Raw genomic sequence first — 23,928 nt, forward strand, 5'->3', positions numbered from 1 at the left:
AAAAAGAAATTAAAATAATTATAATTGAAATTCTCTTCGTGCGTGCTATAATAAAGGAAGACATCAAGAAATAACTGACGATAAAGCTGCCTTTTGGGCAGCGATTTTGTTTTTATAAGAGAAATGAAGATGATTTACGTTCTCAATTAGAGAGGAGAATTCGATATGAATGAACAAGTTATCGTTCAACGCGACCCGCATGAGCCATTGAAAACAGACAAGAGGGAAAAAAACTGGGCACAGCACGCGGAGCTTATTGCAGCACTTGTATCAGGCGCTCTTATTTTGGCAGGCTGGCTCTTATCCGGATATCAGGTATTATCCATAATACTTTTCTTGCTGGCTTTTGTGATCGGCGGATTTGCTAAAGCAAAGGAAGGAATCGAAGAAACACTCGAATCCAAAACGCTGAATGTAGAACTTTTAATGATTTTCGCTGCCGTTGGTTCCGCCTTGATCGGATACTGGGCAGAGGGTGCTATTTTAATATTTATTTTTTCCTTAAGCGGAGCTTTAGAAACATACACGATGAATAAAAGCAGCAGAGATTTAACATCTTTAATGCAACTTGAGCCTGAAGAAGCGACATTGATGGTCAATGGTGAAACCAAAAGAGTTCCGGTTTCAGACTTGCAGGCCGGTGATATGATCGTGATCAAACCTGGAGAACGCGTAGCGGCAGACGGTATCATTGAATCGGGCTCGACAAGTCTTGACGAGTCGGCTTTAACAGGTGAATCAATGCCTGTAGAAAAAAACACAGGCGACACTGTATTCACAGGAACGGTGAATCGCAATGGCTCCTTGACTGTCCGTGTCACGAAAGCAAATGAAGATTCGTTATTCAGAAAAATTATCAAACTGGTTGAATCAGCGCAAAATAGTGTTTCACCCGCGCAGGCTTTCATCGAACGATTTGAAAATGCTTATGTGAAAGGTGTGCTAATTGCGGTGGCGCTCCTTTTATTCGTCCCGCACTTTGCGCTGGGCTGGAGCTGGAGTGAAACCTTCTACCGCGCAATGGTGTTTATGGTTGTCGCATCACCTTGTGCGCTTGTCGCCTCTATTATGCCAGCGGCGCTGTCCCTGATTTCAAATGGCGCCCGCAACGGTATGCTTGTGAAAGGAAGCGTCTTTCTTGAACAGCTGGGCTCAGTGCAAATGATCGCCTTTGATAAAACCGGCACTGTAACAAAAGGCCAGCCTGCCGTAGAGACGATCAGAATAGCTGAAGGATTCAGTGAAGCGGAAGTTCTTGAGGCTGTCTATGCCATCGAAACGCAATCAAGCCATCCGCTCGCCCAAGCCATAACGGCGTACGCTGACAGCCGTCGCGTGAATCAGTCCGGCTACATATCTATAGAAGAAACCTCAGGGTTTGGCGTTATGGCAGAAGTGTCGGGTGCGAAATGGAAGGTCGGTAAAGCAGGTTTTATCGGCGAGGAAATGGCAGCACAATTTTTGAAACAAACAGCATCAGATGTCATTCAAAGCGGTCATACAATTGTATTTGTGAAAAAGGATGATCAAATAGCAGGCTGTATCGCACTGAAGGACCAAATCAGGCCTGAAGCAAAAGAGGTCATGGAAGAACTGAACCGACTTGGGATTAAAACGGCCATGCTGACAGGAGATCACGAAGACACGGCTCAAGCGATTGCCAAGGAAGCCGGCATGACAACTGTCGTAGCAGAATGCCTGCCGGACCAAAAAGTGAATGAAATCAAACGGTTAAAAGAAGAATTCGGAACGATTGCAATGGTGGGTGACGGAATCAATGATGCGCCGGCACTCAAAGCGGCGGATGTCGGCATTGCGATGGGCGGCGGAACAGATGTAGCACTTGAAACCGCTGATATGGTCCTCATGAAAAACGATTTGAAAAAGCTCGTAAACATGTGCCGCTTGTCTCGGAAAATGAACAAGATCATCAAACAAAATATCGTGTTTTCTCTAGCTGTAATCTGCCTGCTGATTTGTGCAAACTTTTTGCAGGTGATGGAATTGCCATTTGGCGTGATTGGTCATGAGGGCAGCACGATTTTGGTCATACTAAACGGTTTAAGACTCCTAAAATAAAACCAGCAGCCCTAATCAGGCTGCTGGCTTTTTATGTATCAAGCTTTCCCTTCATTTTTGTCTTTTTCAGATCTTTTCATAACCAGGATGAGAGCGAGGATGCAGCAAAGGAAACCCGCTGCACAGCCTATGATAGAGCTGTAATAATAAAAGTCCACCATCTTCATCCCGATAAAAGGAGCGGAAATTCCCAAAACCGTTAAGAGCATAACTGCTTTTCGTCTGAAAAAATTCATCAGCAAACGGAACAACCCCCCCTGCGATTGAACGTTACTGTCAGTATACAGGAAGAGGAGCAGGAAATAAAATGCATTAGAAAATGAAGGCGTCGTGAAAGGCAAACACCGGTAAAACCTGTTACAATGGAAGACAGAACAATGCATTGCAAATGGCAGGGAGGAACAAGAAGTGAATAGAATACAACGCGTCTCTTCATGGCTGAAGGAAGCGGGGCATACTGCCGCATTTATTCATACAAAAGAAAATGTTTTTTACTTAACTGGTTTTTACACAGAGCCGCATGAAAGATTAATGGGGTTATTTATTTTTCAAGAAGAGGAGCCTTTCTTTGTTTGTCCAGGAATGGAAGCAGGACAGGCCCGCAACGCAGGCTGGAATCATGAAATCATTGGCTATGCGGATCACGAAAATCCGTGGGAGCTGATAGAGAAGGCCTTGAAAAAGCGAAATATCAGCATACATACGCTTGCGGTAGAAAAGGATTCAATCTCGCTATCACGTGCAGAACAGCTGAAGCATGCGACTGGCGGGGCTCAATTTGTTTCAGCAGAAGAAACACTCAATCAATTTCGCCTGATTAAAGATGACAATGAGATTCGTTTGCTGAAAGAGGCGGCAAAGCTTGCAGATTACGGTGTTGAAGTCGGCACAGCCGCTTTGCGTGAAGGCATCAGTGAAGTGGAAGTGCTCGCTCAAATTGAGTATGAGCTGAAGAAAAAAGGAATTCAGGGCATGTCTTTCTCTACAATGGTTTTATTCGGAGAAAAATCTGGCCAGCCTCATGGAAATCCTGGTACAGCCACGTTGAAGAAAGGTGATTTTGTTTTATTTGATCTCGGTGTTATTCTTGATGGCTATTGCTCTGATATTACAAGAACGTTTGCATACAAAACCATCAATTCGAAGCAGGAGGCCATTTACGAGACTGTGCTTCAAGCGGAAAAAGCCGCGATTGAGGCAAGCAAACCCGGTGTGAGAATCGGAGATCTGGATTTAACTGCCCGCGGAATCATTGAAAAAGCGGGATATGGTGATTATTTTCCTCACCGGCTTGGGCATGGACTCGGAATTTCTGTCCATGAGTATCCATCAATGAGCCAGGCCAACGATACACTGCTGCAGGAAGGCATGGTCTACACGATCGAACCGGGGATTTATGTGCCTGAGATCGGCGGCGTGCGCATTGAGGATGACGTTCACGTAACAAAGGACGGAGCAGTTGCTCTGACCCAATATCCAAAGGAGTTAATCATACTGCCGTAATAGAAATAAAAAAGGACTTTGTTCTCGACATCGTCCTTTTTTATCTGCATTAAATAAAAAAATCATCAAATGTTCGAAAGGGTTTAATTTCATGTTTTTGGTTGAGAGGTTTTACAGCAAGACAGCTGCCACCGAGAACAGTGAGACATAACCCAATTAAAATGAAGAAACCCATGTGATCTTCTCCTTTCAGCTTAAAACACAAAAAGATATCTGGTACGTCCATATCATATTGTATGAAACGCATTCCAGATCAAGGGGATTTAGAAAGAAGGGAATCTATGGCTAATATTAAAGACATTGCAGAAAAAGCCGGTGTCTTTGTTACAACGGTTTCCCGAGTCATAAACAATCATCCATACGTCAGTGAAGACAAACGAAAAAGAGTGTTTGAGGCAATGGAATCATTGGAGTACACGAGAAATATTCACGCTGTACATTTGTCGAAAGGATTTTCAAACATGATTGGTGTTGTCTTGCCGACGGTTAATCTGCCATATTTTGCAGAGCTGATTGCAGGAATAGCCGACGCAGCCGCGGAATCCGGGGTTCACCTCTCTTTATTCCAAACAAACTATGAGGTACAAAAAGAAATCTTTGCGCTGTCCCAATTAAAGCAGCGCCAGGTTGACGGCCTGATTTTTTGCTCAAAGGCGCTTGCTGATGAGAAACTCATGGAATGGGAGGGCCCGATTTTGCTTTGCCAGAATTCAGATAATGCCCGCTTCCCAACCATCAGCATTCCTCACCAAGAAGTATTTCGGAACGGCTTGGACTATTTAATTGCCAAAGGGCACAAAAAAATAGCCATCTGTTTGGCAAGAAAAAAAGGCATGAACAGCCATTTTCGAATCAAAGCCTACAAAGAGGCATTGGAAGAGATCGGCGAGGTATTTCGTGAAGACTGGGTAATTGAGAAAGCGATTACAATCAATGATGGGAAGGCGCTTTTTCATAAATGGAAAACGTGGAAGGAAAAGCCGACGGCTATTTTTGTTGCCAATGACCAAGTCTCAGCAGGACTTTTTCTTGAAGCAAAGAACCAGCGGGTGTCAGTACCGGATGAGCTTGCAATCTTAAGCGTTGATAACCACGAAATCAGCCAAGCGCTTGGAATCACAACGATCGATATTCAGACAAGGGAAATGGGAAAGCAGGCATTTGCCATATTGGAAAAAAGAATTCAAGGACAGCCGATTGAAAGGAAAGTTCTGGATTACCGTCTCATCGAAAGATCGACTGTTTAGTGAATGCATTGAAAAAAGGTTTGACGTGCATTCTGTTCGTTATGTACGATATGAGGTATTGAATGACAAAGGAGCTGAGGATCGTGAATGGGTCCTTCACAGTGAAAAAGGTACTGAATAATAACGTATTAATTGCTTCTCATCATAAATACAGCGAAGTCGTTTTAATCGGAAAAGGTATTGGTTTCGGAAAAAAACAAGATGATGTCATTGAAGATAAAGGCTACGATAAAATGTTCATTTTAAAAGACGAGAAGGAACAAAAACAGTTTAAAAAGCTCCTTGACTATGTTGATGAAAACCTCGTTGATATTTCAAACGATGTCATCTATCACATAAGCAATAGGACTAATCACTCATTAAATGAACATATTCACATTGCGTTGACAGACCATATCGCATTTGCGATCAAAAGGCAGCAGCAGGGATTTGATATGAAAAATCCATTTTTAATGGAGACTCAGTCACTATATCCTGAGGAGTACCAAATTGCCAAAGAAGTCATAGATATGATCAATGAAAAAGCGGGAATCTGCCTTCCAGAAGGGGAGATTGGTTTTATCGCTCTGCATATCCATTCAGCGTTGACAAACCGTCCGCTGTCCGAGGTCAATCAGCACTCTCAGCTCATGGCGCAGCTTGTCGAGGTGATTGAAGACTCATTTCAAATGAAAGTAAATAAGGAAAGTGTCAACTATTTGCGGCTGATCCGACATATCAGATTTACAATAGAAAGAATTAAAAAAGAAGAACCGACTAAAGAACCAGAAAAATTAATGTTGTTATTGAAAAATGAATATCCGCTATGCTACAATACAGCTTGGAAATTGATTAAAATCTTGCAGCAAACATTGAAGAAACCAGTTCATGAGGCGGAAGCGGTTTATCTGACGCTTCATCTGTACCGATTAACCAATAAAATTTCATAAATTCAGTTTATCCTTATAACGTGTTACTGATTCGATCAGGCATGAGTGATTGAGGGAAAAAAACGGGAAGTTCATTCTCGTTCTTTTGCGCACCCAATTTTGCTCATGCCTTTTTGTTGTGTAAAAGGGCAAATGTAAACGGTTAAACTGGAAGACTTACGCCTGTGAATTCGTTGTCATGATTTTTAGCTGTAAGGTCAGACTAGTAAAAAGAGGAGGTCAATTCTTATGTTTAAAGCATTATTCGGCGTTCTTCAAAAAATTGGGCGTGCGCTTATGCTTCCAGTTGCGATCCTTCCGGCTGCGGGGATTTTGCTTGCGATCGGGAATGCGATGCAAAATAAGGACATGATTCAGGTCCTGCATTTCTTGAGCAATGACAATGTTCAGCTTGTAGCAGGTGTGATGGAAAGCGCTGGGCAGATTGTTTTCGATAACCTTCCGCTTCTTTTCGCAGTAGGTGTAGCCATCGGGCTTGCCAACGGTGATGGAGTTGCAGGGATTGCAGCAATTATCGGTTATCTTGTAATGAATGTATCCATGAGTGCGGTTCTTCTTGCAAACGGAACCATTCCTTCGGATTCAGTTGAAAGAGCCAAGTTCTTTACGGAAAACCATCCTGCATATGTAAACATGCTTGGTATACCTACCCTGGCGACAGGGGTGTTCGGCGGTATTATCGTCGGTGTGTTAGCTGCATTATTGTTTAACAGATTTTACACAATTGAACTGCCGCAATACCTTGGTTTCTTTGCGGGTAAACGTTTCGTTCCAATTGTTACGTCAATTTCTGCACTGATTCTGGGTCTTATTATGTTAGTGATCTGGCCTCCGATCCAGCATGGATTGAATGCCTTTTCAACAGGATTAGTGGAAGCGAATCCAACCCTTGCTGCATTTATCTTCGGGGTGATTGAACGTTCGCTTATCCCATTCGGATTGCACCACATTTTCTATTCGCCGTTCTGGTATGAATTCTTCAGCTATAAGAGTGCAGCAGGAGAAATCATCCGCGGGGATCAGCGTATCTTTATGGCGCAGATTAAAGACGGCGTACAGTTAACGGCAGGTACGTTCATGACAGGTAAATATCCATTTATGATGTTCGGTCTGCCTGCTGCGGCGCTTGCCATTTATCATGAAGCAAAACCGCAAAACAAAAAACTCGTTGCAGGTATTATGGGTTCAGCGGCCTTGACATCCTTCTTAACGGGGATCACAGAGCCATTGGAATTTTCTTTCTTATTCGTTGCTCCAGTCCTGTTTGCGATTCACTGTTTGTTTGCGGGACTTTCATTCATGGTCATGCAGCTGTTGAATGTTAAGATTGGTATGACATTCTCCGGTGGTTTAATTGACTACTTCCTATTCGGTATTTTACCGAACCGGACGGCATGGTGGCTTGTCATCCCTGTCGGCTTAGGGTTAGCGGTCATTTACTACTTCGGATTCCGATTTGCCATCCGCAAATTTAATCTGAAAACACCTGGACGCGAGGATGCTGCGGAAGAAACAGCAGCACCTGGGAAAACAGGTGAAGCAGGGGATCTTCCTTATGAGATTCTGCAGGCAATGGGTGACCAGGAAAACATCAAACACCTTGATGCTTGTATCACTCGTCTGCGTGTGACTGTAAACGATCAGAAAAAGGTTGATAAAGACCGTCTGAAACAGCTTGGCGCTTCCGGAGTGCTGGAAGTCGGCAACAACATTCAGGCTATTTTCGGACCGCGTTCTGACGGGTTAAAAACACAAATGCAAGACATTATTGCGGGACGCAAGCCTAGACCTGAACCGAAAACATCTGCTCAAGAGGAAGTAGGCCAGCAGGTTGAGGAAGTGATTGCAGAACCGCTGCAAAATGAAATCGGCGAGGAAGTTTTCGTTTCTCCGATTACCGGGGAAATTCACCCGATTACGGATGTTCCTGACCAAGTCTTCTCAGGGAAAATGATGGGTGACGGTTTTGCGATTCTCCCTTCTGAAGGAATTGTCGTATCACCGGTTCGCGGAAAAATTCTAAATGTGTTCCCGACGAAACATGCGATCGGCCTGCAATCCGACGGCGGAAGAGAAATTTTAATCCACTTTGGTATTGATACCGTCAGCCTGAAGGGCGAAGGATTTACGTCTTTCGTATCAGAAGGAGACCGTGTTGAGCCTGGACAAAAACTTCTTGAAGTTGATCTGGATGCAGTCAAACCGAATGTACCATCTCTCATGACACCGATTGTATTTACAAACCTTGCTGAAGGAGAAACAGTCAGCATTAAAGCAAGCGGTTCAGTCAACAGAGAACAAGAAGATATTGTGAAGATTGAAAAATAAGGGTGTTAGTACGCCGTGCTTGTCAGATGACAAGTACGGTTGTATGATATAATATTGTGAAGTAATAAAGCTTTAAGTTAAAAGGAGAATGATAAAAATGGCACAAAAAACATTTAAAGTAACTGCAGATTCTGGAATCCATGCTCGTCCTGCGACAGTTCTTGTACAAACTGCTAGCAAATACGACGCTGACGTTAATTTAGAATATAACGGCAAAACAGTTAACCTTAAATCTATTATGGGTGTTATGTCTTTAGGTATCGCTAAAGGCGCTGAGATCACAATCTCTGCTTCCGGAGCTGACGAAAACGATGCTCTTAACGCTTTAGAAGAAACAATGAAAAGCGAAGGACTCGGCGAGTAATGCAAGAATTAAAAGGGATTGGTGCTTCAGCCGGCATCGCGATTGCAAAAGCATACCGGCTTGAAGAGCCAGATTTAACGGTTGAAAAGAAAAACATCTCTGATTCTGAAGCGGAAGTAAGCCGTTTTGATGAAGCGATTGCACGTTCAAAAGAAGAGCTCGAAAAAATCAAAGAGCACGCTTTGAAAGAACTGGGTCAGGATAAAGCTGATATTTTTTCTGCTCACCTTTTAGTTCTCAGTGACCCTGAGCTTCTGAACCCTGTGAAAGAAAAAATCAGCACTGATTCAGTGAACGCTGAATTCGCTTTAAAAGAAACGTCTTCTATGTTCGTTACCATGTTTGAATCTATGGACAACGAATATATGAAAGAGCGTGCGGCAGATATCCGCGATGTAACAAAACGCGTAACCGGACACCTGCTTGGCGTCGAAATTCCAAACCCAAGCATGATCTCAGAAGAGGTTATTATTGTAGCTGAAGACTTAACACCGTCTGACACAGCTCAATTAAACCGTGAGTTCGTAAAAGGATTCACTACTGATATCGGCGGACGCACATCTCACTCTGCCATCATGGCACGTTCTCTTGAGATTCCAGCAGTTGTTGGAACGAAAGCGGCTACAGGCACGATCCAAAACGGCGTGACTGTTATCGTTGACGGTATCAATGGCGATGTCATTATTGACCCATCTGCGGATACTGTAAAAGAGTATGAAGAAAAACATAATGCTTATTTGGCTCAAAAAGCTGAGTGGGCGAAGCTTGTCAATGAACCGACTGTCTCAAAAGATGGACATCATGTAGAGCTTGCAGCGAACATCGGTACTCCTGATGATGTAAAAGGTGTTCTTGAAAACGGCGGAGAAGCAGTTGGCCTTTACCGTACAGAATTCCTTTACATGGGAAGAGATCAGCTGCCTACAGAAGATGAGCAGTTTGATGCTTACAAAACGGTTCTTGAGCGTATGGAAGGAAAATCAGTCGTCGTGCGGACACTTGATATCGGCGGAGACAAAGAGCTTCCTTACCTACAGCTTCCTAAAGAAATGAACCCGTTCCTGGGATATAGAGCGATTCGTCTTTGCCTTGAAGAGCAAGAAATCTTCAGAACACAGCTTCGCGCGCTGCTTCGTGCAAGTACATACGGAAACTTGAAAATCATGTTCCCTATGATTGCGACAGTTAACGAATTCAAAGAAGCAAAAGCGATCCTTCTTGAAGAGAAAGAAAAGCTCGTAAAAGCGGGACAGGCTGTATCTGACGATATTGAAGTCGGAATGATGGTTGAGATTCCGTCAACTGCAGTCATCGCTGATCAGTTTGCTAAAGAGGTTGATTTCTTCAGTATCGGAACAAACGATTTGATCCAATACACAATGGCAGCTGACCGTATGAATGAACGTGTATCTTACCTGTATCAGCCATACAACCCGGCAATCCTTCGCTTAATTACACTGGTAATTGAAGCAGCACACAAAGAAGGAAAATGGGTTGGCATGTGCGGAGAAATGGCAGGAGACGAGATTGCGATTCCAATCCTTCTCGGCTTAGGCTTAGATGAGTTCTCAATGAGCGCAACGTCTATTCTTCCGGCAAGAACACAGATCAGCAAATTGTCTAAACAAGAAGCTGAGTCATTCAAAGAGAAAATCTTATCTATGAGCACGACAGAAGAAGTTGTCGCGTTCGTAAAAGAAACATTCAAGTAATGTAAAAAAACCAGACGGCCTCCGGCCTGTCTGGTTTTTTTCATAAGTAAGGGCATAGAAGGACACAATAACATGGCTAGGAGGGATAGTATGTCAAACCAATTTAACGCAGGAGATACTGTTTATGTGATCTACAGAAATCCGCACGCTGCTAATGTAGCTCACATAAAGGAAGCCGAAATTGTGCACCATCCATACCATGAAGGCGAGCTTTCCCTGTTTATTTATGAAACCTATCATCCGTTCGCAGAGGACGATGCTGTGTTTGCAAGCTATGAAGAAGCTAAATCGCTTTACAAAGAACTCTTTGATATTGATCCGTATGAGTAACAAGGAAATCATTACAACTCATATCCTTTCCGCCTAGTGAGAAAAGTAACGTTAGTAAAGGAAAAGGATGTGGCATCATGCAGAACCCATTTGTTCCGCAGCTTGTATATATAGAACCGAGGGCACTGGAATATCCGCTAGGCCAAGAATTACAAGAAAAATTTGAGAATATGGGCATTGAAATCAGAGAAACAACATCCCACAATCAGGTGCGTAATATTCCTGGGAAAAATCATCTTCAGCAATATCGCAATGCGAAATCAACTTTAGTTATCGGTGTCCGGAAAACATTAAAGTTTGATTCATCCAAACCCTCGGCTGAATATGCCATTCCGTTTGCAACAGGCTGTATGGGGCATTGTCATTACTGCTACCTGCAAACAACCATGGGATCAAAGCCGTATATCAGAACTTATGTAAACGTCGAAGAGATTTTAGATCAGGCAGATAAGTATATGAAGGAGCGCGCACCAGAGTTCACAAGGTTCGAAGCATCATGTACGTCAGACATTGTAGGAATTGATCATCTGACACACACGCTGAAGCGCGCCATTGAACATTTTGGCCAAAGTGATCTCGGAAAGCTCCGATTTGTAACGAAATTTCATCATGTCGATCACCTATTAGACGCAAAGCATAACGGGAAAACGAGATTCAGATTCAGTATTAATGCCGACTATGTGATTAAAAACTTTGAGCCGGGAACTTCACCTCTTGATAAGCGGATAGAAGCGGCAGTAAAAGTTGCAAAAGCAGGCTACCCGTTAGGCTTTATTGTTGCTCCGATTTATATTCATGAAGGCTGGGAAGAAGGATACAGACATCTGTTTGAAAAGCTTGATGCTGCTTTGCCGCAGGATGTTAGACATGACATAACGTTTGAATTAATTCAACACCGTTTTACAAAACCGGCCAAACGAGTGATAGAGAAAAATTATCCGAAGACGAAGCTCGAATTAGATGAAGAAAAGCGCCGTTATAAATGGGGCCGTTACGGGATCGGAAAATATATTTACCAGAAAGATGAAGAGCATACACTTCGAGAAGCACTTGAATCCTATATTGATACCTTTTTCCCTAACGCGAAAATTGAATATTTCACTTAAACGGGCTGTTGTGATCAACAGCTCTCTTTTTATAAAAAGGATTTTTCCATTCCATCAAAACGCCGTAATTCAATGATGCTTTATCCTCCAAATAATTGCTGACTACACGAATAGGTGAACGCCCGCAACGGAGGAGAAAGGACAGCACAGGGTCGTTTTTCCTGCCTTCCATCACATCTTCAACGTACTGAACAGCGCTGATCTCGTGTGCGTATTTATAATACAAAGGAATGCGGCCGCCGCCGAGAAGGCGTTCCAGTCTTTTATCAACAGTCAGCTCATACATCGTATTCATCAGCCATTTTCCGATTCCAAGCTTTCGATAATGAGGAGAAACAGAAATATCCACTACATATAAAGTATTTCCATGAGGTTCATGATTTTTAATCGATCCGTTGTCAGTTGCTTGTGCCCATGTATGATCAGGAGAATCAGGCTCAAATTGTACAATAAGAGCAGTCATGGAACCGATAATTCTGCCATTGATGAGCGCGCATAAAGCGCCTTCCGGAAAGGTTTTGATATGGCTGGCAAGCTGGTCCTCTGACCACAGCAATTCCTGGGGAAACGGAGGAGGGAAACATTCTTCTTGAAGAGAAATCAGCCTCTCGATGTCAGTCTCAGTGTAGTTTCTAATGGTCAGAGCCTCAAATTTTCTGCCGTCATGCACATACATTTGTTTTAGTATGATCATCACTCTCCTTATGTTGTTTCATTATAACGAAGATTGAATTTTCAGTAAATATATTCCGATTTTCTTATAATTTATTTTTTGATTATTCATTTTTCAAACGAAAGGGCCGATATAGAAATTAGGAGGGGATTGGTTTGTTTAAAAAACTTCACATGAAGATTGCTGTTTTTGTTTCGATTATGTTAATCATCACAGTTGTTCTTTTAATGCTGTCTTCTTATTTGACGCTAAAACCGATGATTACAGAGGATGGGAAAAATACAACTCAAAACGTGACGCAGTCACTTGAACAAAATATTGAATTGCAATTAAAGAGTTATGCCATTTCGTTATCAAGATTGGCTAATGGGGAATTAACGCATACATTTGTAACGAAACCAAGTAAAGAAGCTGCTCGGCTGTTTCACGATGACATTAAGCAAATCAAAGACAACGATGATTATGTTGCGATGGCTTACATAGGCACCGCAAAAAAAGAAATGTTTACATATCCAAAAGCGGATTTCGCTGAGGATTACGATCCAACATCAAGACCATGGTATAAGCTTGCAGCTGAAACCCCGGATCAAGTTGTTTGGACGGAACCTTATAAAGATGTCGTGACAGGAGACATGATTGTTACTGCATCGAAAGCGATCTTAGACGGGCAAAAAGTGATAGGGGTTGCCAGCTATGACTTGAAACTCTCTGCTATCCAGAGTATGGTCAATAAACAAAAGGTGCCTTACAAAGGATTTGCCTTTTTAGCTGATGCGAGCGGCAATCTTTTAGCCCATCCGTCAAATCAAGGAAAAAATATATCAAAGGATCAAACACTGCAAACCATCGCATCCGAGAAACAAGGGATACAAGATGTGAATGGGAAAATGGTTGTGTACCAAACGATTGGCGAAACGGGCTGGAAGGTCGGAACGCAGTTTGATACCGATCAATTAATGTGGATTTCAGATAAAATGAATCGGGCAAATCTTTGGATATCATTGATTGCGCTTATCATAACAATTATTCTCAGCTACTTCCTGGCCAAAACGATAACCGGTCCGATACAGCAGCTGATCGTAAAAACGAAAGCTGTTTCCGCAGGCGATTTAACAGTGCGCGCGGAATCAAAATCTAAGGATGAAGTCGGTATTTTAACAAGAGATTTCAATCTGATGGTTGAAAATATGAAGGAAATGGTTGAGCAAGTGAGACTCTCTTCAGGGAAAGTATCTGACACCTCTGAACAACTAACGGCTGTCGCTGCCGAAACTAATGAAACAAGCGGACAAATTGCAAAAGCGATTGAAGAAGTAGCCGCAGGGGCATCGGAACAGGCTTCTGAAGTTGAAACCATTAATGAAAAATCGGAAAGCCTGTCAACGAAAATCAGGCAAATCGCTGAGGAGGCAGGCGGAATTAAAGAACGCTCAAAATCGTCCGAGGATGCAAGCTATAAAGGACTTGATGCGCTCGGCCAGCTGCTGATGAAATCAAACGAAGCCAATATGGAAACGAAAAAGGTTGAAACGATGCTGCTGGATTTGGAAAATCAAACTAAGAATATTGAAGAAGTCGTTACAGCGATTTCAAACATATCTGATCAAACCAACTTGCTTGCCTTAAATGCCAGTATTGAGGCAGCCAGAGCCGGAGAAAGCGGGCGCGGTTTTGCCGTCGTAGCCGATGAAGTGCGGAAGTTAGCTGAGCAATCAGCCCTTTCTACAAAGCATATCAGCGAGACTGTGAAGCTTATCCAGCTTGAGACAAAAGAGGCCTCTCACGCGATGGTTGAGGCAAGCAGAATGAATGATGAACAAAACAGTGCCATTCACGAAACTGGAGAGGTATTAAATACGATAACTGCAGAAATGCAGTCACTGGTACAAGGTATTGATCACATTTACGCGGAAATTCAAAGAATGAGTGAAGAACAGCTTGCGATATCTGAAGCTATTCAAAGCATTTCAGCCATATCACAGGAATCAGCTGCCGCAGCAGAGGAAGTGAACGCATCAACCGATGAACAGCTTGTCACCCTTGAGAAAGTCAAACACTCAACGGAAACACTAAAACATGCAAGCCAAGAGCTTATGAACACAATTGCAAAATTCACATTGTAATCCAATTACATCCCCAAACATCATTTGTTTTGGGGATTTTTTATTTTATAAGATGAATAGATATGGTAGTCTAGAAAATGAAGGAAAAATGATAAATTTTAACTAAAATCTAAACGAAACATCTGGGAGGAATGACCTTGAAAAAAACAATTGGTTTTATCGGTCTTGGAGTAATGGGAAAAAGCATGGCATCACATATTCTCAATGACGGCCATCCTGTATTGGTGTACACCCGGACAAAAGAAAAAGCAGAAAGCATACTTCAAAAAGGCGCGATCTGGAAAGATACGGTCAAAGATCTTTCGAAAGAAGCGGATGTTATCATCACAATGGTCGGCTATCCCAGTGATGTTGAAGAAGTGTATTTCGGAAGCAATGGAATTATTGAAAACGCAAAAGAAGGGGCATATCTTATTGATATGACGACATCTAAGCCTTCGCTTGCGAAGAAGATTGCTGAAGCGGCCAAAGAAAAAGCATTGTTCGCTTTAGACGCTCCTGTTTCCGGTGGAGACATCGGTGCACAAAACGGAACACTCGCGATTATGGTCGGTGGAGAAAAAGAAGCTTTTGAAGCCTGCATGCCGATTTTCTCTTTAATGGGAGAGAATATTCAGTATCAAGGACCGGCTGGAAGCGGACAGCATACCAAGATGTGCAATCAGATTGCAATTGCAGCCGGTATGATCGGTGTTGCTGAAGCGATGGCTTATGCCCAAAAATCAGGCCTAGAGCCGGAAAATGTTCTGAAAAGCATCACAACGGGCGCAGCCGGAAGCTGGTCATTGTCAAATCTTGCTCCCCGTATGCTGCAAGGCAACTTTGAACCGGGATTTTATGTGAAGCATTTTATTAAGGATATGGGAATCGCACTAGAGGAAGCAGAATTAATGGGGGAAGAAATGCCAGGCTTGTCGCTCGCAAAATCCTTATATGACAAGCTAGCTGCTCAAGGTGAAGAAAACAGCGGAACACAGAGTATCTATAAGCTTTGGGTGAAATAAAAAAAGATTGCCTGTACGAAACAGGCAATCTTTTTTTTATTATTTTCCGATGAATTGTTGTGTCCAGATGCTTCCAGACTCAACGTAGCCAACACCGATGTGAGTAAAGTTAGGGTTTAGAATGTTTTTTCTGTGTCCTTCACTGTTCATCCAAGCTTTTACTACTTCTTCTGGTGTCTTTTGGCCCTTCGCAATGTTTTCACCTGCTGTTTTGTAGCTGATTCCGAAAGATTTCATCATATCAAACGGTGAGCCGTATGTTGGGCTTTGGTGATCAAAGTAGTTTTTGTCTTTCATATCCTGAGATTTTGCGCGTGCGGATTTGCTTAACGTTTCATCAATTTGAAGCGGCTTTAATCCTTGTTTTTGTCTTTCTGCATTTGTAAGTTCAACAACTTTTTTCTCATATGCACTTACAGATGAAGGTGCAGATGTTGTTGTGTTTGTTTTTTCAGCAGTTGCGGGTGCTTTAGAAGCAGTGTTTTGATCAGCAGCTGCTTTTTCAGTAGTCTTTTGTGCAGGTTTGGCCGTTTCTGTCTTTTGAACATCCTGAACTTTCACGTTAGATTGCTTCGCATGTTTTTGAAGAAGCTGCTTCATCTCTTTTTCGTTTGCAGCGTTTAACGTTTTGATATTTGTGTTAATATGCAGTTTTTTCACTGCATCGTTAAGTGACATGTTTTGTACTGTGTTCCCCGTTTTTACTGTAACCACAGGCTGGCAGGAGAGTTCTTTCGCTGATGCTTGCTGTACGCCCCCGAATGTGAATAATCCAACCGCAGCGGCAGCAGATAAAATAAATGCTTTCTTCATTAGTTCGTAACCTCCTAGAGTTGTTTGTTTCTACAGAAAAATCATAACATAGCTTTTTTGTCATAAAGATTCCAGCAATTTCCTTTGACAAATAGAGATTGTCATTTTCGTAAAGTAAATCCGTTGAATCACTAAGAATAAGGGAATCAGCGGTATATATGATTTTATCGTACCGTTACATAGCTTCCTTTTTTTTGAACCGTTAGTTATATTTTAATGTGTTTTTATATTGACAGCTTTTTTTACTCCTTTTCGCTGTAACAACTATTACAAAGGTGTTACAATTAATCTCAGTATATGTAAATATATTGAATGATTTGAGAGGGGTAACCAGAAGTGACTGAAATAGGACGTGAACCAAAGAAAAAGAGCAAAGGAAACAGAGCAATCAGAATGAACCTTTTTTTCCTAGCTGTCTTTGTTCTATTCACTGCATTAATTTTTAAGCTCGGGGTTGTTCAAATTGTTGAAGGCGAACAGCATGAAGAAGACGCTGAGAAATCAAATGCAAAAACAGCTTACTATCCTGCGCCTCGCGGGAAGATGTACGACAGAAACCAGAAAGTTGCTGTCGACAACCAGAGCGTTCCAGAAATTGTGTATGTATCAACATCTAGCACAAAAACAGAAGATAAAATCAAAACAGCGAAGCGGCTTGCTTCTTTCATTCATATTGATACCGAATTTTTGAAGGAAAGGGATCTTCGTGATTACTGGATCGCAGCTCATCCGAAAAAAGCCGCCGCTCTGCTTAAGGAATCAGAAAGCAATCTGAAAGGAGACCAAGCTTACAAGCTTCAAATAGAGCGTGTTCCGGATCAAGAATTAAAAGTTATTCAGCAAGATGACGCAGAAATGGAAACTGCTGCGATATATACAAGGTTTTCAAGCGGAAATGCTTACGAACCTCAAATCGTAAAGGCAATGAATCCAAATAAGAGCAATAGCAATGGAAAAAACGGAGCGCTGCTTGATGAGAAGAAAAACTCCTCGCAAAGACCAAAAAATGACTTAACATATGATGAAATTTCCATTGTTTCTGAGCATTTAGAAGAACTTCCGGGAATCGATATCGTAAACGATTGGACACGAAAATATCCTTATGACAAAACCCTTTATTCTGTTTTCGGGGGCGTCACGACACCTGATCAGGGCCTGCTGAGCGACCGGAAAGATTTCTACTTAACAAGAGGCTATGCGAATAATGACAGGGTGGGAAAAAGTTATTTAGAGTATCAATATGAAGAATATTTAAATTCGCATAAAGAAAAAGTGGAATACGTAGAAGATAATAAAGGAAATGTCGTCAGCCAAAAAACCATTGATAAGGGCAGCAGGGGATACGATCTTCAGCTTTCTTTTGACATGGAGCTTCAGGCAAAGGTAGAAAAGATCATTGAAGAAGAAGTAAGAAACAGCCGTGCACGCGGAAATTACATGCTTGACAGAGCCTTTGCCGTAATGATGGACCCGAATAACGGCGATATTTTATCAATGGCAGGGAAAAAGATAGATTTAAAAACCAACAAAATTGAAGATTATGCGATAGGGGCATTTACCACCCAATATGAAATGGGATCAGCAGTAAAGGGGGCCACCGTGCTAGCCGGCTATCAGGACGGGATCCCGCATTATAAATATTATGTCGATGCTCCAATGCTTTTAGGAACGAATCTTATAAAAAAATCTTATACTAATATGGGAACCATCAATGAATTAACCGCATTGCAAAAAAGTTCAAACGTATATATGTTCAATGTTGCCATGCATATTGCAGGCGTAACATACAAGCCGCATGGATCTCTCCCGGCTGATCAGAACGATCTACTGAAAATGAGAAACTATTACAGCCAGTTTGGTCTGGGAGTAAAGACAGGTATTGATCTCCCGCAGGAATCAGCCGGAATGCAAACCACACCTAAAACTGTAGGAGGATTAATTTTAGACTTAGCAATTGGCCAATACGATACATACACACCGCTTCAAATGGCTCAATACATCTCAGTAATCGCCAATGGTGGCTATCGTGTTCAGCCTAGAATCGTCACAAGTATTCATAAGCCAGGAAAAAAAGACCAGCTGGGTAAGGCGATTGAACATAGGAAACCTAAAGTACTCAATAAGATTAATAATTCAGAGAGCGATTTGAAACAAGTACAAACAGGCATGAAATTAGTCACTTCTTCAGGGACAGCAAAAAATACGTTTACAGAAGATGTATCAGGGAAAACGGGAACAGCGGAAACATTTTACTACGGCACGAATCGCAACTGGTGGGGGAAAAAAACATACAATCTGACTTTTGTCGGCTATTACCCGTCGAAAAAACCAAAAGTGGCCTTTAGTGTTGTTGTTCCATCAGTAGATGATGATGATAAGATCAATAAAATTATTGCCAAAAGAGCTATCCACGCCTACGCAGAGCTCGAAAAAAAACACAGTAAAAAATAAAAAACAGGGTGCACAACGAAAAGATTGTGTGCCCTTTCTTTTATTCAAAAATTGACGTTCACCATAAGAATAGAAGGAGAATACTCATTTTCTAGCGAATCATACTAGGTAAAAGTCAATCTGTATATGTCGAAACACGATGATCATGCAAAGGAGGGATTCTGTGGAACAGGATACGCAGCATGTTAAACCACTTCAAACAAAAACCGATATTCATGCAGTCTTGGCCTCTAATGGACGCATCATTTATATATCTGCCAACTCCAAACTGCATTTGGGCTATCTTCAAGGAGAGATGATCGGATCATTCCTCAAAACGTTTCTGCATGAGGAAGACCAATTTTTGGTTGAAAGCTATTTTTATAATGAACATCATCTGATGCCGTGCACCTTTCGTTTTATTAAAAAAGATCATACGATTGTGTGGGTGGAGGCTGCGGTAGAAATTGTTACGACAAGAGCTGAGCGGACAGAACGGGAAATCATTTTGAAAATGAAGGTTCTTGAAGAAGAAACAGGCCATCAATCCCTAAACTGCGAAAAACATGAAATCGAACCTGCAAGCCCGGAATCGACTACATATATAACGGATGATTATGAACGGTTGGTTGAAAATCTCCCGAGTCCGCTATGCATCAGTGTCAAAGGCAAGATCGTCTATGTAAACAGCGCGATGCTCTCAATGCTGGGAGCAAAAAGCAAGGATGCTATTATTGGTAAATGGTCCTATGAATTTATTGAAGAAGAATATCATGATATCGTGAAAAACAGGATTATACGAATGCAAAAAGGAATGGAAGTCGGAATGATTGAACAGACGTGGAAAAGGCTTGATGGCACACCTGTTCATTTAGAAGTGAAAGCATCCCCGACCGTCTACAAAAACCAGCAGGCTGAGCTGCTGCTGCTGATCGATATCTCTTCAAGGAAGAAATTCCAAACCATCCTGCAAAAAAGCCGTGAACGATATCAGCTGCTGATTCAAAATTCCATTGATACCATTGCGGTGATTCACAATGGAAAATGGGTGTTTATGAATGAATCGGGAATTTCCCTGTTTGAAGCGGCTACCTATGAGGACTTAATTGGCAAAAACATATACGATCAGCTGCATCCTTGTGATCACGAGGATGTAAAAGAGAGAATCCAAAACATCGCCGAGCAAAAAACAGAATCTGAAATTGTCAAGCAATCCTGGTTCACCTTTCAGAACAGGGTCATTTATACGGAGATGGTCTGCATTCCGACGACCTTTTTTGGTGAAGCGGCCGTCCAGGTCATTCTTCGGGACATTTCAGAGAGAAAACAAACAGAAGAATTGATGCTGAAATCGGAAAAATTATCAATCGCAGGGCAGCTCGCGGCGGGAATCGCCCATGAGATCCGCAACCCTCTTACAGCGATCAAAGGATTTTTACAGCTGATGAAACCGACAATGGAAGGCAACGAACATTACTTTGATATTGTGTTTTCTGAACTCAGCCGTATTGAATTAATACTCAGTGAACTGCTCATGCTGGCGAAACCTCAGCAAAATGCTGTCAAAGAATATTTGAACTTGAAAAAATTAATTGGTGAGGTTTCAGCCCTGTTAGAAACGCAGGCGAATTTAAATGGCATTTTTATCAGAACAAGTTATGAAAAAGACAGCATTTATATAAACGGGGATCAAAACCAATTAAAGCAGGTATTCATTAATTTAATCAAAAATGCAGTTGAATCAATGCCTGATGGGGGAACAGTAGACATTATCATAACCGAAGATGAGCATTCTGTTCATGTTACTGTCAAAGACGAAGGGGAAGGTATACCTGAAAAGGTACTAAACCGGATTGGAGAGCCATTTTTAACAACAAAAGAAAAAGGTACGGGGCTTGGATTAATGGTGACATTTAATATCATTGAAAACCATCAGGGAGTTATACATGTGGACAGCCATCCTGAAAAAGGCACAGCGTTTAAAATTTCATTTCCAAAAAAATAAAACAACGGCTTAAACGCCGTTGTTTATCGTCTGCATTGCTTCACGTTTTTTTAATACAAATAATTCTAAACGGTCCAGGCCTTCTCTCAGTGTGTCCAGCGAGTACGCAAAAGACAATCTTACATATCCTTCACCATATGATGAGAACGAGCTACCCGGCACGAGTGCCACACCAGCGTCTTCCAAAAGAGCCATACTAAAATCAAACGAAGTCATTCCAAATGATTTAATTGAAGGGAAGATATAAAACGCACCGGACGGTTTAACTACGTCAAGTCCCATGGAAACAAGACGGTCATAAACATAGTCGAGACGTTTTTTGTATTGTTCTCTCATAATCAATGCGTCGTCAAAGCCGTTTGTGACAGCTTCAAGCGCGGCTTTTTGAGAAATGGATGAGGCGCACGACACATTGTATTGATGAACCTTTAAAATGTGCTTTGCAATGTCTTTCGGTGCGAATAAAAATCCAATTCTCCAACCGGTCATGCTGTGTGATTTTGACAAGCCGTTAATGACAATTGTTTGATCCCGCAAATGGTTTGCGATGGAGTAATGCGGTCTGTCATATGTTAATTCACTGTATATTTCATCGGACAATACGAAGACATTTCTGCCTTTTAAAAGGGCTGCGATGCTTTTCAGTTCTTCTTCAGATAAAGTCACGCCGGTAGGATTTGACGGATAAGGAAGCACGACACACTTGGTGTTGGGTGTCAGAGCATCTTCAATCAGCCGGGCGGTAAGCTTAAAGCCGTGTGATGTAGTATCAACAATGACAGGCTTGGCCCCGCACAAATTGATAATAGGTTCATAGCCCGGATAAATAGGCCCTGGCATAATGACTTCATCACCGGGAGATAAAATCGTCCGGAATGCAGCATCAATGGCTTGGCTTGCGCCTGTTGTGATGATAATTTCAGATTCAGCATCATAGTTGAAATCCGCTTTTTTCTTCATATAAAGCTGCACAGCTTGTCTCAGCTCCAGGTAGCCGGCATTCGGAGTATATGACGTCACGTTTTCATCAATGGCTTTTTTTGCGGCAGCTTTCACATGATGCGGTGTGAAAAAATCAGGCTGGCCGATTGTAAGTGAAATGACGTCTTCGTGTTGGGCTACAAGATTCGAGAATTTGCGTATTCCTGAAATTTCGATCTCTCTTGCTTTCGGATTCAGCAAATGTTCCATAATTCATCACCTTAACAAATATAATGAGTTTATCCTATTTTACCACTAGCTGATCATTTGTCACCTTTTTAACTGATATATTTCGATTGTATGCGCCTTTTTTCTAAACATACCTTTCTTTTCAGAAAAAAAGAAGACAACCAGCGATTTGATTGTCTTTATTGTATCATGTTCTATTATTGTTTATATGTGCCAATTTCATTAATAGCCATAATCAAAATGAAGGTCTTCGTGCCAAATCAGATACGGAGGATGCTCTTCTTGAAGGTCAGCTGATTCTTTCTTCATATTCAGGTAAGTTTCTTCACTGATATCCTCTAAAACAGTCATTTCGTTTTCTTTAAATATTACTAAGGTACCCATTATTTACACCCTTCTTTGGAAAAACCCTTGACTATTTTATCACTGTTAGTTGGAAAGTCAATAGTTATTAGGAAAAAAGTTTCTTTTTTGAGGAACGCGGCTTGTTGCCTTCGGAATTCGATTTTGAAGAGCTGCCATTCACTTTTTACAAATTACGCCGATATATACAGTACAATACTGAATGCGAATAGCGAGGGATTGAATTGTCGTTACAACAATACGAAATTTTATTGGATTCTGGTACAAATGAATTAGAAATTGTGAAGTTTGGCGTGGGTGAAAATGCTTTCGGAATTAACGTCATGAAGGTAAGAGAAATTATTCAGCCTGTCGAGGTGACATCAGTGCCTCACTCCCATCAGCATGTAGAAGGAATGATTAAACTCAGAGGAGAAATCCTCCCTGTGATCAGTCTCTTCTCATTTTTTGGAGTAGAGCCTGAAGGATCAAAAGATGAGAAATATATCGTGACTGAATTTAATAAACGGAAAATTGTTTTTCATGTCGGCTCTGTTTCTCAAATTCACAGAGTATCCTGGGAAGCGATTGAAAAGCCGACATCGTTAAATCAAGGAATGGAGCGGCACCTTACCGGGATTATTAAGCTCGAAGACCTGATGATCTTTTTGCCTGACTATGAAAAAATTATTTATGACATTGAATCAGATTCAGGTGTTGACACGTATAATATGCATACCGAGGGCTTCGATGAAAGAAGAACTGATAAAAAGCTAATCATTGTAGAGGACTCACCGCTTTTGATGCGCCTCTTGCAGGATGAATTAAAAGAAGCAGGGTACAACAATATCGCTTCGTTTGAAAATGGAAAAGAGGCATATGAATACATTATGAACCTTGCTGAAAACGAAACTGATTTATCAGAACAGATTGATATGATCATCACGGATATTGAAATGCCAAAAATGGACGGACACAGGCTCACAAAGCTGCTGAAGGAAAATCCGAAAAGCTCAGATGTGCCGGTTATGATTTTCTCATCGTTAATTACGGATGATCTGCGTCACCGCGGCGAAGTTGTAGGCGCAGATGAGCAAATCAGCAAGCCTGAGATCAGTGATTTGATTAAAAAAGTGGATACGTATGTTATTGAATAAATAAAAACAGCCGTTGCCAGAAAGAGGCACGGCTGTTTTTATTTTAAAAGTAACTCTCGCCAAGTTTTTTAAAGACCGGCTTATGGTAAGCTGGCTGCTGGCGATTTGGCACTAGCGGCTTTTCTTTCATGCCGACATATTCTTGCAATAGGTGTTTCGCTTTTGTTAAAGACATTTGAGCTTTAGGATTTCGGTACGATTGATTAAGTGTACCTAAATGCGGAAGATGTTCGAAGTCTTCTTTAGTTGGAGGCATGTGAAAATAGTAGTCTCCGATTGAGATAAGCACGTCCGATTGCTGTTGGCTGAACCTTGGATTTTTTGAAAAATGAAGCCCTATTTTCTTTCCTTTACCTTCTTTGACAAGCTTTTGCAAAGCCCGTTTTTTCAGCAGATATAGGTATTTAGGGTTGGGGGCGGTTTTTGCATGGCGGTTCACAGTGTAAACTGCTTTTGAAAGATTTTCTACGGTTGGCTGCAGATCTTTCGTATATGCATGGTCGTCCATTATTTCTCTCCTTTGCTCTTATCAATTTCTATATGTTTAGATTATACTTTTTTAAAGTTGAAATGCAAATATTGAATGTAAAAATGCGCTTTTTTCTAAGAAAAA

The 23,928-nt window shown here is 41.6% G+C and carries 20 protein-coding genes; 14 read left to right on the plus strand and 6 right to left on the minus strand.

Annotated features, from left to right (window positions below; all coding sequences use genetic code 11):
- The first annotated feature begins 165 nt into the window (after positions 1–165).
- Positions 166–2,079 carry a metal-transporting ATPase PfeT gene (pfeT, locus tag MHB62_RS07430; RefSeq protein WP_032721444.1) on the plus strand — a complete coding sequence of 638 codons (1,914 nt, stop codon included), beginning with the start codon at positions 166–168 and terminating at the stop codon, positions 2,077–2,079.
- A gap of 38 nt (positions 2,080–2,117) precedes the next feature.
- On the opposite strand, the gene MHB62_RS07435 is transcribed toward pfeT, so the two are convergent.
- Positions 2,118–2,321, minus strand: a complete 204-nt coding sequence (locus tag MHB62_RS07435) for a hypothetical protein (protein ID WP_032721445.1) — start codon at positions 2,319–2,321, stop codon at positions 2,118–2,120.
- Positions 2,322–2,487: 166 nt separating this feature from the next.
- Here MHB62_RS07435 and papB point away from each other — a divergent pair, with 166 nt between their 5' ends.
- The 8 genes from papB to splB all read left to right on the plus strand — a co-directional run bounded on the left by papB (position 2,488) and on the right by splB (position 11,598).
- Positions 2,488–3,582 (plus strand): di/tri-peptidase, encoded by a 1,095-nt coding sequence (gene papB, locus MHB62_RS07440; protein ID WP_032721447.1) that lies wholly within the window; start codon positions 2,488–2,490, stop codon positions 3,580–3,582.
- A 281-nt stretch (positions 3,583–3,863) separates the two neighbouring features.
- Positions 3,864–4,829 carry a LacI family DNA-binding transcriptional regulator gene (locus MHB62_RS07445; RefSeq protein ID WP_032721451.1) on the plus strand — a complete coding sequence of 322 codons (966 nt, stop codon included), beginning with the start codon at positions 3,864–3,866 and terminating at the stop codon, positions 4,827–4,829.
- A gap of 62 nt (positions 4,830–4,891) precedes the next feature.
- Positions 4,892–5,758 (plus strand): glucose PTS transporter transcription antiterminator GlcT, encoded by an 867-nt coding sequence (glcT, locus tag MHB62_RS07450; protein WP_024571340.1) that lies wholly within the window; start codon positions 4,892–4,894, stop codon positions 5,756–5,758.
- 228 nt (positions 5,759–5,986) lie between these two features.
- Complete coding sequence (gene ptsG, locus MHB62_RS07455) at positions 5,987–8,086, plus strand: PTS glucose transporter subunit IIABC (RefSeq protein WP_003244661.1); 2,100 nt, start codon at positions 5,987–5,989, stop codon at positions 8,084–8,086.
- 97 nt (positions 8,087–8,183) lie between these two features.
- On the plus strand, positions 8,184–8,450 hold the full coding sequence (locus MHB62_RS07460) for a phosphocarrier protein HPr (RefSeq protein WP_003154654.1): 267 nt from the start codon (positions 8,184–8,186) through the stop codon (positions 8,448–8,450).
- Positions 8,450–10,162: a phosphoenolpyruvate--protein phosphotransferase gene (gene ptsP / locus MHB62_RS07465; RefSeq protein ID WP_015715799.1), complete on the plus strand. Its 1,713-nt coding sequence runs from the start codon at positions 8,450–8,452 to the stop codon at positions 10,160–10,162. The genes MHB62_RS07460 and ptsP overlap by 1 nt, the downstream gene beginning before the upstream one ends.
- 90 nt (positions 10,163–10,252) lie before the next feature.
- On the plus strand, positions 10,253–10,492 hold the full coding sequence (splA, locus tag MHB62_RS07470; RefSeq protein WP_003218644.1) for a splAB operon transcriptional regulator SplA: 240 nt from the start codon (positions 10,253–10,255) through the stop codon (positions 10,490–10,492).
- Positions 10,493–10,569: 77 nt separating this feature from the next.
- On the plus strand, positions 10,570–11,598 hold the full coding sequence (gene splB / locus MHB62_RS07475) for a spore photoproduct lyase (RefSeq protein WP_021479398.1): 1,029 nt from the start codon (positions 10,570–10,572) through the stop codon (positions 11,596–11,598).
- On the opposite strand, the gene MHB62_RS07480 is transcribed toward splB, so the two are convergent.
- Positions 11,591–12,292, minus strand: coding sequence for a GNAT family N-acetyltransferase (locus tag MHB62_RS07480; protein WP_032721454.1), 702 nt, complete (start codon positions 12,290–12,292; stop codon positions 11,591–11,593). The genes splB and MHB62_RS07480 overlap by 8 nt on opposite strands.
- A gap of 134 nt (positions 12,293–12,426) precedes the next feature.
- Here MHB62_RS07480 and mcpC point away from each other — a divergent pair, with 134 nt between their 5' ends.
- Positions 12,427–14,394 (plus strand): methyl-accepting chemotaxis protein McpC, encoded by a 1,968-nt coding sequence (mcpC, locus tag MHB62_RS07485; protein ID WP_032721455.1) that lies wholly within the window; start codon positions 12,427–12,429, stop codon positions 14,392–14,394.
- A gap of 137 nt (positions 14,395–14,531) precedes the next feature.
- On the plus strand, positions 14,532–15,398 hold the full coding sequence (locus tag MHB62_RS07490; protein WP_003245029.1) for an NAD(P)-dependent oxidoreductase: 867 nt from the start codon (positions 14,532–14,534) through the stop codon (positions 15,396–15,398).
- 39 nt (positions 15,399–15,437) lie between these two features.
- On the opposite strand, the gene MHB62_RS07495 is transcribed toward MHB62_RS07490, so the two are convergent.
- Positions 15,438–16,211 (minus strand): CAP domain-containing protein, encoded by a 774-nt coding sequence (locus MHB62_RS07495; RefSeq protein ID WP_003244693.1) that lies wholly within the window; start codon positions 16,209–16,211, stop codon positions 15,438–15,440.
- A 336-nt stretch (positions 16,212–16,547) separates the two neighbouring features.
- Here MHB62_RS07495 and MHB62_RS07500 point away from each other — a divergent pair, with 336 nt between their 5' ends.
- A complete protein-coding gene (locus MHB62_RS07500) occupies positions 16,548–18,662 on the plus strand; it encodes a penicillin-binding protein 2 (RefSeq protein ID WP_032721457.1) in 2,115 nt (704 codons plus the stop codon).
- 163 nt (positions 18,663–18,825) lie between these two features.
- On the plus strand, positions 18,826–20,646 hold the full coding sequence (kinA, locus tag MHB62_RS07505; RefSeq protein WP_015252197.1) for a sporulation histidine kinase KinA: 1,821 nt from the start codon (positions 18,826–18,828) through the stop codon (positions 20,644–20,646).
- 9 nt (positions 20,647–20,655) lie between these two features.
- On the opposite strand, the gene MHB62_RS07510 is transcribed toward kinA, so the two are convergent.
- The gene (locus MHB62_RS07510) at positions 20,656–21,837 is read right to left on the minus strand and encodes an aminotransferase A (RefSeq protein ID WP_015252196.1); all 1,182 of its coding nucleotides are present in this window, start codon (positions 21,835–21,837) and stop codon (positions 20,656–20,658) included.
- A gap of 201 nt (positions 21,838–22,038) precedes the next feature.
- Entirely contained in the window at positions 22,039–22,200 is a 162-nt protein-coding gene (locus MHB62_RS07515; protein ID WP_003245246.1) for a hypothetical protein, read from the minus strand.
- A 203-nt stretch (positions 22,201–22,403) separates the two neighbouring features.
- On the opposite strand from MHB62_RS07515, the gene cheV reads away from it, so the two are divergent.
- A complete protein-coding gene (gene cheV / locus MHB62_RS07520; protein ID WP_014476655.1) occupies positions 22,404–23,315 on the plus strand; it encodes a chemotaxis protein CheV in 912 nt (303 codons plus the stop codon).
- Between the two features lie 43 nt (positions 23,316–23,358).
- Here cheV and MHB62_RS07525 read toward each other — a convergent pair whose 3' ends face one another.
- Positions 23,359–23,823, minus strand: coding sequence for a YkyB family protein (locus MHB62_RS07525; RefSeq protein WP_003232406.1), 465 nt, complete (start codon positions 23,821–23,823; stop codon positions 23,359–23,361).
- Positions 23,824–23,928 lie beyond the last annotated feature (105 nt).

Origin of the sequence: Bacillus sp. FSL K6-0255, assembly GCF_045040725.1 — a bacterium.
Classification (GTDB): domain Bacteria; phylum Bacillota; class Bacilli; order Bacillales; family Bacillaceae; genus Bacillus; species Bacillus subtilis.